A 14512-nucleotide genomic window follows, 5' to 3' on the forward strand; every position below is an offset into this window, starting at 1 on the left:
GTACCTGGGTGGCGTCATCAGCCGCCCAGTGCGGGCGGAGTGGCGAGGATCTGCCGGAACCCCATCACCGCGAAGGTCATCGCCCCGGCGACGATCATGGCCAGGCCGACCCAGTTGTCGCCAGCCAGCAGCAGGTCGCCCTCGCTGGTCCGGACGGCGGCCACCGCCATCAGCACGAACCACGGCACCGCGGGCAGCGCCACCGCCCACCGGCGGCCGACCACCTCGTACGCGAACCAGCTCAGCACGATGTTGGCCCCGACGGCGAGCAGCGCCGACACGCCGATCAGCTGCCCCCCGACCCGGACCGTGGAGAACAACAGCTCCAGCACCCCGGTCAGCACCCCGGCCACCACCACGACGATCGCGCCGGCCAACCGCAGGCCCAGGTCCAGCAGGCGCGGGGGCGGCCCCGCCGGGGGCGGGGCGTCCTGGCCTTGCACGACCGACATCGGGGCGACGGGCAGGGTCATCGGAGACCGGCCGCGACGACCGGGAGCCGGTCCGGGGCGCCCTCCTCGGACAGCCCGGCGAAGAGGTCTTCCTCCCAGCCGTACCGGCCGGCGCCGGGGCCCTTCTCGCCGACCGCGAGCGTGAAGAACTCCACGCCCATGAACTCGCCGCCGAAGTTGCCGGCGATCGAGTAGAGCCAGGAGGTGGCCGGGATCTGCGTGGCGTGCGCCCGCATCGCGGCCTCCTTCACGGTGTGCTGCTCCGTCGCGTCGATCCGGGCGGCGATCTGGTCGTCTGGGGTGCCGAACGGCAGGTCGGCGATGTCCTGGATGCCGGCGAACGGGTTGTCCGAGGATTCGGCGAAGTGCGTCATTCCGGCCTCCAGCACGCTGCGCGGCATGGCCGTCCAGTAGACCTTGGCGGGGGCGCAGCCCTCGGCGGCGGCCAGCTCGACGGCGCGCATCGCCACCCGGTGCGCCTGGATGTGGTCGGGGTGGCCGTAGAAGCCGTTCGGGTCGTACGTGATCAGCACCTGCGGGCGGACCTCCCGCATGACCTCCACCAGGTGCCCGGCGGCCTCGTCCAGGCCGGCCTGCCAGAAGGCGCGGGGGTGCTCGTTGGTCGCGAGCCCCATCATCCCCGAGTCGCGGTAACGGCCGGCGCCGCCGAGGAAGCGGTGGTCGGTGACGCCGAGCTCGGCGCACGCGGCGGCCAGCTCCCCGATCCGGTACCCGCCGAGCTGGTCGGCCCCAGCGGCGGCGAGCTGGGCCAGCTCCGGCACGTGGATCTCGCCCTCCTCGCCGAGGGTGCAGGTCACCAGCGTGACGTGGGCGCCGTTGGCGGCGTAGTGGGCCATCGTCGAGCCGGTGCCGATCGACTCGTCGTCGGGGTGCGCGTGGACCAGCAGCAGGCGGCGGTCGGGCAGCATCGTCACGACGATCACTCTAACCGGCGGTTCCGGCCCGCGGCCGTAGACGCGTCCGCCCAGGTCGGCCACATCACGCCCGGCGCGGCTCTACGATTTGGCCTGTGGACTTTCCGGAGCTGGCCGCCCGCACCCGCCGGTTCAGCCACGGCGCGCCGCGTGCTGTCTCCGTGGCCGAGGACGGCTCCCGGGTGATCTTCCTGCGCTCCGGCGGCCCGGAGGATCCGGCGGACGCGCTCTGGCTGCTCGATGTGGCCACCGCCGAGGAGCGGCTGGTCGCCGACCCGGCCACCCTGCTGGGCGCCGACGGCAACGCCGGGGCGCTCTCCCCCGGTGAGCGCGCGCTACGCGAGCGGCTGCGGCTCAGCGCCGCCGGCATCGGCTCGTACGCCCTGGACGCCGCCGGCCGGGTGGCGGTGTTCGCGCTCGCCGGCCGGCTGTTCCGGGCCGACCTGGTGCACGGCGACGTGGTGGAGGTGGCCACCGTCGGCCCGGTGCTGGACCCACGGCCGGACCCGACCGGGCAGCGGCTGGCGTACGTGACCGACGCGGCCGAGGGCATCCGCCGGGGCGAGCTCCGGGTGATCGACGCCGACGGCACCGACACCCTGCTGGCCGGCGAGGACGCCGGTGTGAGCTGGGGGCTGGCCGAGCACATCGCGGCCGAGGAGTTCGGGCGGTTCCGGGGCTACTGGTGGGCGCCGGACGGCGGCTCGGTGCTCGCGGCCCGGGTCGACGAGTCCCGGCTGGACCGCTGGCACCTGCACGACCCGGCCGATCCGGCGAGCCCGCCGACCGCCGTCGCGTACCCCCGGGCCGGTGGGCCGAACGCGGAGGTCAGCCTGCACCTGCTGGACCTGGACGACGGCTGGGTCGACGTGCACTGGGACCGGGAGACCTACCCGTACCTGACCGGGGTCAGCTGGGCCGAGGGCAGCCCGCTGATCACCGTGCTGCGCCGCTCGCAGCAGCACGGCCTGGTGCTCGCGGTGGACCCCCGGACCGGTGAGACGCAGGTGCACGCCGAACTGGCCGATCCGCGCTGGGTCGAGCCGATCGCCGGCACACCGGCGCACCTGCCGGACGGCCGGGTGCTGGTCGGTGGCGAGCTGGCCCACGACGGGTACGACGCGCGGTGCCTGTTCGCCGACGGCACCCTGCTCACCCCGCCGTCGCTGTACGTGCGGCGGGTGGTGGGCCGGCTCCCCGCCGGCACCGGCCCGGCCGACCTGCTGGTCGAGGCGAGTGATGGCGAGCCGAGCGAGCGGCACCTGTTCCGGGTCCGCACCACCATCGGCGGCGGGGTGGACGCCCGCCGGCTCACCACCGACTCCGGCTGGCACACCGCCGCCGTCGGCGGGGACGTGCTGGTCGTCGGGGTCGCCTCGCTGGACCACGCCGGGGTGCGGTGGACGGTCCGCCGCGGCGACCAGGAGTTGGCCGAGCTGCGGTCGCTGGCCGCCACCCCTCCGTATTCGCCACTGCCGCTGCTGGAACGGGTGACCGACCGGCGGCTGCCGGCGGCGGTGCTCTACCCGGACAACCACGTGACGGGCCGGCGGTTGCCCGTGCTGCTGGACGTCTACGGCGGTCCGGGGCACCAGGAGGTCGTGGCCGCCCGGGCCGCCTGGCTGGAACGGCAGTGGTGGGCCGACGCCGGGTTCGCGGTGGTCACCATCGACAACCGGGGTACGCCGGGAGTGGCCCCGTCGTTCGAGAAGGCGATCCACCGGCGGGTGGCCGACGTGATCCTGACCGACCAGATCGACGCGCTGACCGCGCTCGCCGGCAAGCACCCCGACCTGGACCTGGGCCGGGTGGGGGTGCGCGGCTGGTCGTTCGGGGGCTGGCTGGCCGGGCTGGCGGTGCTACGCCACCCGGAGCTGTTCCGGTGCGGGATCGCCGGCGCTCCGGTGACCGACTGGGCGTTGTACGACACCGCGTACACCGAGCGCTACCTCGGGATGCCGGAGGACGGGGCGGACATCTACGCGCACCACTCGCTGGTCGAGCTGGCCGCCGAGCCGGTCACCGGTCCAGACCAGGCCCGGCCGTTGCTGCTGGTGCACGGCCTGGCCGACGACAACGTGGTGGCCGCGCACACGCTCCGGCTCTCCGCGGCCCTGCTGAACACCGGCCGGCCGCACGCCGTGCTGCCGCTGACCGGCGCCACCCACATGGCCGCGAACGGCACCGCGGAGCGCCTGCTCCCTCTGGAACTCGATTTCCTCCGTACCCACCTGCTGTGAACTGTCGTGTTCAGAAACCCCGAGGGCGATAGCGAGCTGGGTGATCGTCGTTGGGGCACCTGTTCGGTGTGAACGGCAAGGGCCCCCTTCCGACGACGCTGTCGGGAGGGGACCCTGCCTGCCTGCGATGTGACTTACGGCTTGACGTGCGCGTCGACAAACGACGGGTAGCCGAAGACGCTGGAGATGAAGACGCCACCCGCCTTGGACCCGTGCACCGCGTAGGCCACGTCGACGAAGAGCGGCACCACCGGGGCCTGCTCCTTCATGATCCGCTCATCGAGCTTGGCCCACTCAGGCCCCTGAGCGCCCGGCTCGAGCGCGAGGATCCGGTCGATCTCGGTGTTGACCGCCAGGTCGTTGAAGTACGCGCTGTTGCTGTTGCCCTCGGCCTTGATGGTGCGGCCGTCGTAGAGCACCGGCAGGATCGACGCGCCGCTCGGCCAGTCCGCCGCCCAGTTGCCGATGTACAGGTCCCAGGGGTTGTTCTTCTTCTTGACCTCGTCGAGCTTCGCGTCGTCCGGGATGTTGCGAAGCGTGATCTTGAAGCCGGCCCGCTCCAGGTTGGCCTTGAGCTGGGCGCCCTGCTGCTGCTCCGTCGAGTTGTCGGCGACGCCGAGGACCAGCTCCGGCGTCTTTCCGCCGAGCAGCTCCTTGGCCTTGTCGACGTTGCCGTTCGCACCGGCCGGGTACGCGTCGTACGCCTTGAAGCCGATCGTGGCTGGCGGCATCAGCGTGGTCAGCGGCGCGGCGATGGTCTGCCCGCCCATCGCCTTGATCAGGCCCTCCCGGTCGATGGCGTAGTTGAGCGCCTGGCGGACCTTCAGGTCGGTGACCCGCTGGTTGTTGATCAGGAGCTGGTTGGTGCTCGGCGTCGGGGAGAGGATGGTGCGGGACTTCAGCGCCGCGTCCCCGGCCACCTTGGCGACCAGCGAGGCCGGCACGTAGTTCCAGGCCAGCGCGCTCTGGTCGGCCCCGTTGTCGGCGATCACCCGGTTGTTGGCGGCGTCCGCGGTCGGGCCGAAGCTCCACACGAACTGGTCCGGGTACTGGTGGCGCACCGCGTCGGTGGCCGGGTCCCAGTTGGGATTGCGGTCCAGGGTGAGCTGTACGCCGGTCTGGTTCTTGGCGATCTTGTAGGGACCGGAGGAGAACGGCTTCTGGTCCAGGTTGACGCCGGTGTCCTTGTCCGGAGGCAGCGGCGCGGTGGTCGGCAGCGAGACCGCGAACGGCAGGTCACAGCGGGGCTTGGCGAACTCGAAGCGCAGCGTCTTCTCGTCCGGCGTGGTCAGCCCGGGCGGCAGCGACGTCTTGTTCTTCTTGAAGTCCCACTTGGTGTCGAACTGGGCGGTGTCGGCCAGCCACTCCTGAATGTAGGTCGGGCCACCGGAGAGGTCCGGGTCGAAGGAGCGGGCGATGCCGTACGCGATCTCCTTGGAGGTGATCGGGCGGCCGTCCTCGAACTTCACCCCGTCCTTGATCTTGAATTCCCAGACCTTGCAGTCCTTGTTGACATTGGTGCCCGGCGTCTCGGCCAGGTCACCGACGAGAACGAGGCCGCCCTTGCCGTCGTCCTTCCAGGTGGTCAGGTAGCGAGCGAAGAGCGGGTTCGCCATCAGACCGGCGAACGAGTACGTCCGCTGCGGGTCCAGGTGGGAGATCGGCGTCTCGCGGATGATGGTGAACGTGCCGCCCTTCTGGGCGCCGCTCACCTCGGCCGCCGGGCCCTGGGAGTCCTTGGGGTCGGTCGCGATGACCCCGGTCTGCTTCCGCTCGGTGTCCACCGTGGTGCCCTCGCCCGTGTTCTCCGAGCACGCACCCAATGCCACAACCAGAGCGATCGCGCCGCCTACGGCGGCCGCCACGCGTGGTCGCATGAAGTACCTCCTTCATCAATGTGCCGTGCGGTCCGTCGGGGCGAGAACCGCCGACGTCTCGAGGATCGTAAAGAAGAAAACCTACGAATTGTGTAACAGTTGTCGATAAATTTCGCCGCCATCCGGGTGGTGGACACCCAGATCAACGGCCGGGTTCAGCGCAGCCGGACCCGCGGGTCGATGGCCGCGTAGAGCAGATCCACCAGCACGTTCGCCAGCACCACGAAGACGGCCGCGATCAGCACGGTGGCCATGATGGTGGGCAGGTCGCCCGAGCGCACCGCATCCACCGCGGTACGCCCCAGCCCCTGGATGCCGAAGGTCGTCTCGGTGATGACGGTGCCACCGAGCGCGCCACCGACGTCCAGGCCGGCGATCGTCACCACCGGGGTGATCGCCGCGCGCAGCGCGTGCCGCCCGTACACCTTGGGTTTCGCCAGGCCCTTGGCCCGCGCGGTGCGGACGAAGTCCTCCGACAACGTCTCCAGCATCTGCGCCCGGGACAGCCGGGCGTAGATGGCCGAGAACAGGAAGGCCAGCGCGACCCAGGCCAGCACCAGCCCACTGGCCCACTTCGCCGGACTGTCGAAGATCGAGGTGTAGCTGGGCACCGGCAGCAACCGCAGGTTGTAGACGAACACCAGCAGCAGCACCGCGCCCACGAAGTAGAGCTGCAACGAGGCGCCGGTCAGGGAGAAGCCGATCGCCAGCCGGTCCAGCCAGGTGCCCCGGCGCAGCGCGGAGACCATGCCCAGACCAACCCCGAGCAGCAGCCAGAGGATGGCCGCCGGGATCACGATGCTCAGCGTCACCGGCAGCACCCGGGCGATGGTGTCCGAGACCGCCTCGTTGGTGACGTACGACCAGCCCAGGCAGGGCGCGTCACACCGGCCGCCCTGGGCGCTGCCCAGGTCCCGTCCGGCCACGATGCCCTTCATGTAGCCGGCGTACTGGCTGATCAGCGGGTCGTTGAGGCCCAACTCGGTCCGGACCCGCTCCAGCCGCTCCGGGTTGCAGTTCTTCGGGCACATGCCGGTGACCGGGTCGCGTGGCAGGGCGAAGAACATCAGGAAGGTCAGCACGCTGACCGCGAAGAGGGTCAGCGTGGCGGAGAAGAGCCGCTTGATCAGAAATCGCGCCATGGAAACCCCTACCGGGACGACTTCGGGTCGAGCGCGTCACGCAACGCGTCGCCGAAAAGGTTGAAGGCGAACACCAGCGCGAAGATCGTGATGCCCGGGAAGAACACGTACGCCGGGTCGGTCTGGAGGAAGTCCAGACTGTCGTAGATCATCCGGCCGAAGCTCGGGGTCTCGTCGCTGAGGCCGACGCCGATGAACGAGAGCGCGGCCTCGCTGGTGATGAACTGCGGCACCGCCAGCGAGAACGAGACCAGGATCGGCGCCCAGATGTTCGGCAGCAACTGCCGGAAGAGCATGTGCCCGAGCCCGGCGCCGCTGGCCTTGGCCGCCTCCACGAACTCCCGCTCGCGCAGCGCGATCACCTGCCCACGCACCAGTCGGGCCGTACTGGTCCAGCCGAAGATGGCGAATACGGCGATCAGCACGCCCACCCCGAAGGCCGCCGACACCTGCCCCCGCTCGCCGTAGAAGCGCAGCGTCAGGGTGGGGGTGAGCGCCAGCGCGATGATCAGGAACGGCATGGCCAGGGTCAGGTCGGTGATCCAGTTGATGACCGCGTCGAGCCAGCCGCCCAGGTAGCCGGCGAGGGCGCCGAGCACGATGCCGATCGTCGCGGTGATCAGGGCCGCGGCGAACGCGATGAAGAGCGAGGTCCGCAGCCCATAGATCAACCGGATGAAGATGTCCCGGCCCAGCCCCGGCTCCAGACCGAACCAGTGGTCCCCGGTGACACCGCCGGCGTAGCCCAACGGCATGCCGAAGTTGTCCAACAGCTTCTGGAACTGGTCACGGGGGCCGACCCCGTAGACCATCTCGACCAGCGGGGCGGCGAGCGCCAGCAGAACGAAGAAGATCAGCAGCGCGCCGCTGACGATGGCCGTACGGTCGCGGCGCAGCCGGAGCCAGGCGAGCTGGCCGGGCGAGCGGCCGACCACACCCTTGACCTCCGGACCGCCCGCGCCCGTGCCGGACTCGATCTCGGCCAGCGCCACACCCTCCACCGGGGACAGGCTCACGGCGACACCTCCTCGACGATCGCGTCGGCGGCCTCCCCTGCGGGGGCCCCTCCCGATTCCGGGAAGTGACAAGCGGTGGCCTGGTCGCCGCCGTCGCGCGGCACCAGCGCCGGCTCCTCGGTGGCGCAGATGTCCTGCGCCTTCCAGCAGCGGGTGCGGAACCGGCAGCCCGACGGCGGGTCGAGCGGGGTGGGCACGTCGCCGGTCAACCGGATCCGGCCCCCCGGGCCGAGCCGGGTGACGTCCGGGATCGCCGAGAGTAGCGCCCGGGTGTACGGGTGCTGCGGACGCTCGTAGATGTCCGCCCGGTCGCCGATCTCCACGATCCGCCCCAGGTACATCACCGCGACCCGCTGACAGAAGTGCCGGACCACGGCCAGGTCGTGGGCGATGAACACGAACGCCAGGCCCAGGTCCCGTTGCAGGTCCCGCAGCAGGTTGACCACCTGCGCCTGGATCGAGACGTCCAGCGCCGAGACCGGCTCGTCGGCGACGATCAGCTTGGGCCGCAGGGCCAGCGCCCGGGCGATGCCGATGCGCTGTCGCTGGCCACCGGAGAACTCGTGCGGGTACCGGTTGTAGTGCTCCGGGTTCAACCCGACCAGCTCCAGCAGCTCCTGCACCCGGGCCTTGATCCCGCCCGGCGGCTTGATCCCGTTGACCTGCAGGGGCATCGCCACGATCCGGCCCACCGTGTGCCGGGGGTTCAGGGAGGCGTACGGGTCCTGGAAGATGATCTGAAGGTCCTGGCGCAGCGGGCGCAGCTCGCGCCGGCCGGCGTGCGTGATGTCCCGCCCATCGAACTCGATGCTGCCGGCGGTCGGCTCCAGCAACCGCACCAGCATTCGACCGGTGGTGGTCTTGCCGCAGCCGGACTCCCCCACCAGGCCGAGCGTCTCGCCCGGGCGCACGTCGAAGTCGAGCCCGTCCACCGCCTGCACCAGACCGGTGGCGCGCAGCCCCTGGCGTACCGGGAAGTGCTTGGTCAGGCCGCGTACCCGCAGCAGCGGCTGATCGTTCATCGGGCCACCCCCACGGATGCGACGTCCTCGGCGTAGAGCGTGGTGCGCTCCTCGGCGGTCAGGTGGCAGGCGACCAGGTGGCCGTCAGCGCCGGCTGAGCCGGTCGCGCCCGCGGGGCGCAGCTCGGGCACCTCGGTGCGGGCCCGGTCCCCGGGGCGGTCCGCGTACCGGCAGCGCGGGTGGAAGGCACAGCCGGGCGGCAGGTTGATGAGGCTGGGCGGGTTGCCCTGGATCGGCAGCAGGTCCGCGTCCGCGTCGCCGTGCAGCGACGGCACGCTGGAGAGCAACCCCCAGGTGTACGGGTGCTGCGGCGAGCGGAGCACCTGCTCGACGCTGCCGCGCTCCACGGCGCGACCGCCGTACATCACCAGCACCTCGTCGGCGACCTGGCCGACCACGCCGAGGTCGTGGGTGATCAGGATGATCGCGGAGTGGAACTCGGCCTGGAGGTCGGCGAGCAGGTCCAGGATCTGCGCCTGCACGGTGACGTCCAGCGCGGTGGTCGGCTCGTCGGCGATCAGCAGGGCCGGGTCGTTGACCAGCGCCATGGCGATCATCGCCCGCTGGCGCATACCGCCGGAGAACTCGTGCGGGTACTGGTCGAAGCGACGCGCCGGCTGTGGGATGCCGACCCGGTCCAGCATGTCCACCGCCCGCTGGCGGGCCTCTCGCCGGCTGGCCTTCGGGTGGTGCACCCGGTACGCCTCGGCGATCTGCCGGCCCACGGTGTAGTACGGGTGCAGCGCGGAGAGCGGGTCCTGGAAGATCATCGCCATGTCGCGGCCGCGCAGCCGGCGTACCTCCTCGTCTCCGAGGCCCACCACCTGCCGGCCGCCGACCGAGATCTCGCCGGTGATGGTCGTCCGCTTGGGGTCGTGCAGGCCGAGGATGGCCAGCGAGGTGACGCTCTTGCCGGAGCCGGACTCGCCGACGATGCCGAGGGTGCGACCCCGTTCGACGGCGAACGACACCCCGTCGACCGCGCGCACCACGCCGTCCTCGGTGTCGAACCGGACCCGCAGGTCGGTCACCCGCAGGTAGGCGTCCTGGTCGGAGCGCTGCACCGGCACGGTGGGACGATCGTCCGGTTCCCCGGACGGCGCCGGATCCGAGCTGTCCACGGCCGCCTCCCTCAGTGACGAAGAGAACTTACAGGAAAGTCCCGAGGGTGAAAATAAGCTACAAAGTCGGCACCTGTCAGCGGGCCCGAGCGTAACGAGTCGGCATCGGCCTGAACACCCCTCACCTCGCCATCCATGGCCATTCATGCCGTGCTCGCACCTCAGGTGCGACCTCGGTGACGCCACCTCAGCTGCACTTGGCAGGTGCTACCCACGGGAATTGCCGACCACCCGCTGCCCTGGACCGAACCGGACTACCTCGCCCTCGGTGAGACGGCCTGCCGAATCGAACTCCTCGACGGCGGACTGCTCATCGGACCACCGCCGACCGTCATCCACCAGGTGATCGTCGGTGCCCTGGCAACAGCCTTGAAATCCGGGTGTGCCGCCCCAGATCGCACCCTGCTATCGGTCATCAACCTGAAGCTGGGCGCGACGCGGATCCTCAATCCCGACCTGGTGGTTACGGCGGAGCTCGACTTCACCGCAGCCTGTGTGCCGGCCAGCGCCGTCCTCCTGGTCGGAGAGATCGCCGCGCCACACACCGCGATCATCGACCGGGTGCTGAAGCCGCACGTCTACGCCGCCGCCGGGATCGAGTGGTACCTGCTCGTCGAGCAGGAGACCCTGACGATGCACCTCTCTCAACGGCAGAACTCCCACTACGTGCAGCGGTCGACGACCAAGGCCGGCGAGGTGTTGGAGCTGACGGAGCCCGTGCGGGCCACCATCCGGCCGGAGGATCTGCTCCCCTGACGGGCGTCGGTCGGCTGGCCTAGGGTCGGTCGCATGACCGAGTTCGACGCGGCCACCGCCGCCGTTCAGGCCGCCCTCGACGCGGGCGCCCGATACGCCGACGCCCGGGTGATGCACCGCCGCTACGAGTCGATGACCGCGCGCAACGGCGACGTGGAGGAGCTGACCCAGGACGAGAGCATCGGGATCGGCGTCCGCGCGCTGGTCGGGGCGAGCTGGGGCTTCCATGCCGTACCCGATCTCTCGGACGCCGCCGCCCGCGACGCCGGCCGGCGTGCGGCTCGGATCGCCACGGCGAGCGCGCGGGTGCCCGGCCCGCCGGTCGACCTGGTGCCGGTCGAGGCGGTCACCGCGAGCTGGTCCTCGGGCTGCCAGATCGATCCGCTCGGGGTGCCCCTGTCGGACAAGGGCGACCTGCTGGTCGGCGCGACCCGCACGATGGCCGAGCACGGCGCCGACCTGGCCGAGGGGCTGTACCAGATCTGGGACACCGCCAAGTGGTTCGTCTCCAGCGAGGGCCACCGGATCGACCAGCGGATCCGCGAGTGCGGCGGCGGCATCTCGGCCACCTCGATCGGTGACGGCGAGACGCAGCGTCGCTCCTGGCCCAGCTACCGGGGGCAGTACGGCACCACCGGTTGGGAGCTGGTCGAGTCGCTCGACCTGGCCGCCCACGCCGCGCAGATCGCCGAGGAGTCCCGGGCGCTGCTCACCGCACCGCCGTGCCCCGCCGGCGAGACGGATCTGATCCTCGGCGGCGAGCAGTTGGCCCTGCAGATCCACGAGTCGGTCGGGCACGCCATCGAGCTGGACCGGATCCTCGGTTGGGAGGCCGCGTTCGCCGGCACGTCCTGGCTGGACCTGGCCCAGCTCGGCTCGCTGCGCTACGGCTCCGAACTGATGAACATCACCATCGACCCGACCATCCCGGGCGCGCTGGGCAGCTTCGGCTTCGACGACGAGGGCTCCCCTGCGGTCAAGCGGGACGCGGTCCGCGACGGGCGGTGGGTGGGTGTGCTCGCCGGCCGGGACTCGGCGGCCATGGCCAGCCTGGACTACGGCGGCAGCGTACGCGCCGACGGGTGGGCCCGGCTGCCGATGGTGCGGATGACCAACGTGGGCCTGGAACCGGGCCCGCACACGCTGGACGAGATCATCGCGGCCACCGACGACGGGGTGCTGATGGACCTCAACCGATCCTGGTCGATCGACGACAAGCGCCTCAACTTCCAGTTCGGCTGCGAGGTCGGCTGGGAGATCAAGAAGGGTCGGCGCGGGCGGATGCTGCGCAACCCCACCTACACCGGGATCGGCCCGCTCTTCTGGCGCTCGATGGACATGCTCTCCGGCGAGACGGTGCCCTGGGGGACGCCCAACTGCGGCAAGGGCCAGCCCGGCCAGACCGGGCACACCGGCCATCCGGCCGCGCCGGCGCGCTTCCGCAACGTCCGAGTGGGGGTGTCGGCATGAGTGGGCCGACGGAGCTGGAGCTTGCCGGGCAGGTCATCGAGCTGGTCCGGCGTCTCGGCGGCCCGGCCGCGCAGGCCGAGGCGGTGGTGACCCGCGCCGATCTGGCGCTGACCCGGTTCGCCAACTCGGCCATCCACCAGAACGTCGCCGAGTCGACCGTCGGGATCCGGCTGCGGGTGCACGTGGACGGGCGGACCGCCGCCGGCAGCGGCAGCGTAGTCACCGCCGACGGGTTGCGCGCGCTGGTCGAGCGCACCCTGGCCGCGGCACGGCTCTGCCCGCCCGACCCGGGCTGGCCGGGGCTGGCCCCGCCCACGCCCGCGCCGCTCGCCCCGCCCGTGGACGAGGCCACCGCGCACGCCGAGCCGGATCAGCGGGCCGACCGGGTCCGCGCGTTCGTGGCCGCCGCCGGGAGTCTCAGCACGGCGGGCTACTGCCGCACCGGGCACCGTTCGTCGGCGTACGCCAACTCGGCGGGGCACACCGCGCACGGCCGCTCGGTGGAGGCGGCGATGGACGGCATCGCCCGCCAGGCCGGCGCGGACGGGGTCGCCCGGCACTGCGCCGACCGGCTGTCCGACATCGACGGCGCCGAGCTGGGTGGACGTGCCGCTGCCAAGGCCCAGGCCGCGGCCGACCCGATCGAGCTGCCACCGGGGCACTACGAGGTGGTGTTCGAACCGGCCGCCGTGGCGGACCTGCTGCAGAACCTCTCCTGGTACGGCTTCAACGGCAAGCGGTACGCCGAGCGGCAGTCCTTCGCCGAGCCGGGGGCGGACCAGTTCGACCGGACGGTGACCCTGGTGGACGACCCGCTGAGCGCGTCGGGGCTGCCGTTCGACGCCGAGGGCACCGGCCGGCGGGCGCTGACCCTGGTCGAGGCGGGCACCACCCGGGCGGTGGCACACGACCGGCGCACCGCCGTGGAGGCGGGCGCGGAGTCCACCGGGCACGCGGTCGCGGGCGGTGCCACCTGGGGCCCGATGGCCCGCAACCTGCGCCTGTCCGGCGCGGTGGCCGGCCCGGCCAGCCCGGTGGGCCGGAGCACCACCGGCGCGGCGGCCGGCGCCGTCGTCGACTCGGACACCGCGGCGCTGGTCGCCGGCGTACGTCGGGGGCTGCTGGTCACCGACCTCTGGTACACGCGGGTGCTAGACCCGAAGAGCCTCGTCGTCACCGGGTTGACCCGCAACGGCGTCTGGCTGGTCGAGGACGGCACGGTGGTGCGGGCGGTCCGCGATCTGCGGTTCACCGAGTCGTACCCGCGGGCGCTCGGGCCGGGCGCGGTGCTCGGGCTGGGCGCGCGGCCGGTACGCCAACCGGACCGGGTGGACGGTGCCTGGTGGGCGGCGCCACCGGTGCGACTGGCGTCGTGGCACTTCACCGGGGGTGCCTCCGGCTGAGCGGGCGGGGCGGGACAGTGACGTTCTTAACACCGCGCCATTGACCGGCTTACCAGGGCTTTTCCGCAGGTCGGACACACGGGACGGTCCCTTGCGGGGACGGCTCGCAAAGATCGGCGTAACGTGTGTCACTTAGCTGCGCCGGTCGATCCGGCGTGGTTGTTGGTGTGCGCATGACGTGGCAGCGGGTGCGGGTTCGCCGGTCCGCGTGCCGACCGGAGAAGATCAGCCCGCCCGTACGGGCCCGTCGAGGAGACGACTCGAATGACATCAACGGCAACGAGGCCGCGGGGAGCGCGGGCGCGCGCCGCCATCGCGGCGAAGACGTTGCGTACCGACCGCTGGTGGTTCGCCCCGCTGATCACCGTGATCGGGCTGAGCGCCTGGATCGCGTACGCGACGGTCCGGGTCTTCATGCACGACTACTACTGGGTGGACGAGTTCCACTACCTGACCCCGTTCTACTCCCCGTGTGTGACCGAGCGGTGTGTGGAGGGCGCCTCGCACTTCGGCCGGTTCCTGCCCGGCTGGTGGATCATTCCGGACGCGGCGCTGACCCTGCCGTTCCTGCTGCTGTTCCGGCTCACCTGCTACTACTACCGCAAGGCGTACTACCGGTCGTTCTGGCTGTCCCCGCCGGCCTGCGCCGTGCCGGACGGTCACAAGGAGTACGGCGGTGAGACCCGCTTCCCGCTGCTCGGTCAGAACCTGCACCGCTACTTCTTCTACGCCGCCGTGATCATCTCGCTGATCAACACCTGGGACGCGATCCTCGCCTTCCACTCGCCGAAGGGCTTCGGCTTCGGTCTGGGCAACATCGTCCTGCTGGTCAACGTGGTGATGCTCTGGGCGTACACCATCTCCTGCCACTCCTGCCGGCACATCATCGGCGGTCGGCTCAAGCACTTCTCCAAGCACCCGGTGCGCTATCGGGCCTGGACCTTCATCTCGGCGTTGAACGTCCGGCACATGCAGCTCGCCTGGATCACCCTCGGCACGCTCGCGCTGACGGACTTCTACATCATGGCGATCGCCGCGGACTGGTTCCCCGACCTGCGGTTCATCAACTAAAGGGCCC

Annotated in this window: 12 protein-coding genes; 5 read left to right on the forward strand and 7 right to left on the reverse strand. The window is 71.3% G+C overall.

Features of this window, described 5'->3' with window-relative positions; all coding sequences use genetic code 11:
• Positions 1–17 precede the first annotated feature (17 nt).
• Entirely contained in the window at positions 18–473 is a 456-nt protein-coding gene (locus ACWD5O_RS24465) for a hypothetical protein (RefSeq protein ID WP_450086660.1), read from the reverse strand.
• The gene (gene mshB / locus ACWD5O_RS24470) at positions 470–1396 is read right to left on the reverse strand and encodes an N-acetyl-1-D-myo-inositol-2-amino-2-deoxy-alpha-D-glucopyranoside deacetylase (RefSeq protein WP_450086661.1); all 927 of its coding nucleotides are present in this window, start codon (positions 1394–1396) and stop codon (positions 470–472) included. Before mshB ends, ACWD5O_RS24465 begins: the two co-directional genes overlap by 4 nt.
• A gap of 86 nt (positions 1397–1482) precedes the next feature.
• On the opposite strand from mshB, the gene ACWD5O_RS24475 reads away from it, so the two are divergent.
• Complete coding sequence (locus ACWD5O_RS24475; RefSeq protein WP_450086662.1) at positions 1483–3627, forward strand: prolyl oligopeptidase family serine peptidase; 2145 nt, start codon at positions 1483–1485, stop codon at positions 3625–3627.
• 134 nt (positions 3628–3761) lie between these two features.
• Here ACWD5O_RS24475 and ACWD5O_RS24480 read toward each other — a convergent pair whose 3' ends face one another.
• From ACWD5O_RS24480 to ACWD5O_RS24500, 5 genes are all read right to left on the reverse strand, one after another.
• The gene (locus ACWD5O_RS24480) at positions 3762–5504 is read right to left on the reverse strand and encodes an ABC transporter substrate-binding protein (RefSeq protein WP_450086663.1); all 1743 of its coding nucleotides are present in this window, start codon (positions 5502–5504) and stop codon (positions 3762–3764) included.
• Between the two features lie 155 nt (positions 5505–5659).
• Positions 5660–6646 (reverse strand): ABC transporter permease, encoded by a 987-nt coding sequence (locus ACWD5O_RS24485; RefSeq protein WP_450086664.1) that lies wholly within the window; start codon positions 6644–6646, stop codon positions 5660–5662.
• An 8-nt stretch (positions 6647–6654) separates the two neighbouring features.
• A complete protein-coding gene (locus tag ACWD5O_RS24490) occupies positions 6655–7662 on the reverse strand; it encodes an ABC transporter permease (protein WP_354963691.1) in 1008 nt (335 codons plus the stop codon).
• On the reverse strand, positions 7659–8684 hold the full coding sequence (locus tag ACWD5O_RS24495) for an ABC transporter ATP-binding protein (RefSeq protein ID WP_450086665.1): 1026 nt from the start codon (positions 8682–8684) through the stop codon (positions 7659–7661). Before ACWD5O_RS24495 ends, ACWD5O_RS24490 begins: the two co-directional genes overlap by 4 nt.
• The gene (locus ACWD5O_RS24500) at positions 8681–9754 is read right to left on the reverse strand and encodes an ABC transporter ATP-binding protein (RefSeq protein WP_450086685.1); all 1074 of its coding nucleotides are present in this window, start codon (positions 9752–9754) and stop codon (positions 8681–8683) included. Before ACWD5O_RS24500 ends, ACWD5O_RS24495 begins: the two co-directional genes overlap by 4 nt.
• A 255-nt stretch (positions 9755–10009) precedes the next feature.
• On the opposite strand from ACWD5O_RS24500, the gene ACWD5O_RS24505 reads away from it, so the two are divergent.
• From ACWD5O_RS24505 to ACWD5O_RS24520, 4 genes are all read left to right on the forward strand, one after another.
• Complete coding sequence (locus tag ACWD5O_RS24505) at positions 10010–10561, forward strand: Uma2 family endonuclease (RefSeq protein WP_450086666.1); 552 nt, start codon at positions 10010–10012, stop codon at positions 10559–10561.
• 33 nt (positions 10562–10594) lie between these two features.
• Complete coding sequence (locus ACWD5O_RS24510) at positions 10595–12031, forward strand: TldD/PmbA family protein (RefSeq protein WP_450086667.1); 1437 nt, start codon at positions 10595–10597, stop codon at positions 12029–12031.
• Positions 12028–13434, forward strand: a complete 1407-nt coding sequence (locus tag ACWD5O_RS24515) for a TldD/PmbA family protein (RefSeq protein ID WP_450086668.1) — start codon at positions 12028–12030, stop codon at positions 13432–13434. The genes ACWD5O_RS24510 and ACWD5O_RS24515 overlap by 4 nt, the downstream gene beginning before the upstream one ends.
• A gap of 264 nt (positions 13435–13698) precedes the next feature.
• Positions 13699–14505 (forward strand): hypothetical protein, encoded by an 807-nt coding sequence (locus tag ACWD5O_RS24520; RefSeq protein ID WP_354963686.1) that lies wholly within the window; start codon positions 13699–13701, stop codon positions 14503–14505.
• The last annotated feature ends 7 nt before the right edge of the window (positions 14506–14512 follow it).

The sequence above is a fragment of the Micromonospora sp. NPDC005161 genome (assembly GCF_053599855.1).

Coding starts and splice junctions, on each gene's coding strand:
- ACWD5O_RS24510 (WP_450086667.1), top strand. CDS start 10,595: ATGACCGAGTTCGACGCGGCCACCGCCGCCGTTCAGGCCGCCCTCGAC.
- ACWD5O_RS24520 (WP_354963686.1), top strand. CDS start 13,699: ATGACATCAACGGCAACGAGGCCGCGGGGAGCGCGGGCGCGCGCCGCC.
- ACWD5O_RS24465 (WP_450086660.1), bottom strand. CDS start 473: ATGACCCTGCCCGTCGCCCCGATGTCGGTCGTGCAAGGCCAGGACGCC.
- ACWD5O_RS24495 (WP_450086665.1), bottom strand. CDS start 8,684: ATGAACGATCAGCCGCTGCTGCGGGTACGCGGCCTGACCAAGCACTTC.
- ACWD5O_RS24480 (WP_450086663.1), bottom strand. CDS start 5,504: ATGCGACCACGCGTGGCGGCCGCCGTAGGCGGCGCGATCGCTCTGGTT.
- ACWD5O_RS24515 (WP_450086668.1), top strand. CDS start 12,028: ATGAGTGGGCCGACGGAGCTGGAGCTTGCCGGGCAGGTCATCGAGCTG.
- ACWD5O_RS24485 (WP_450086664.1), bottom strand. CDS start 6,646: ATGGCGCGATTTCTGATCAAGCGGCTCTTCTCCGCCACGCTGACCCTC.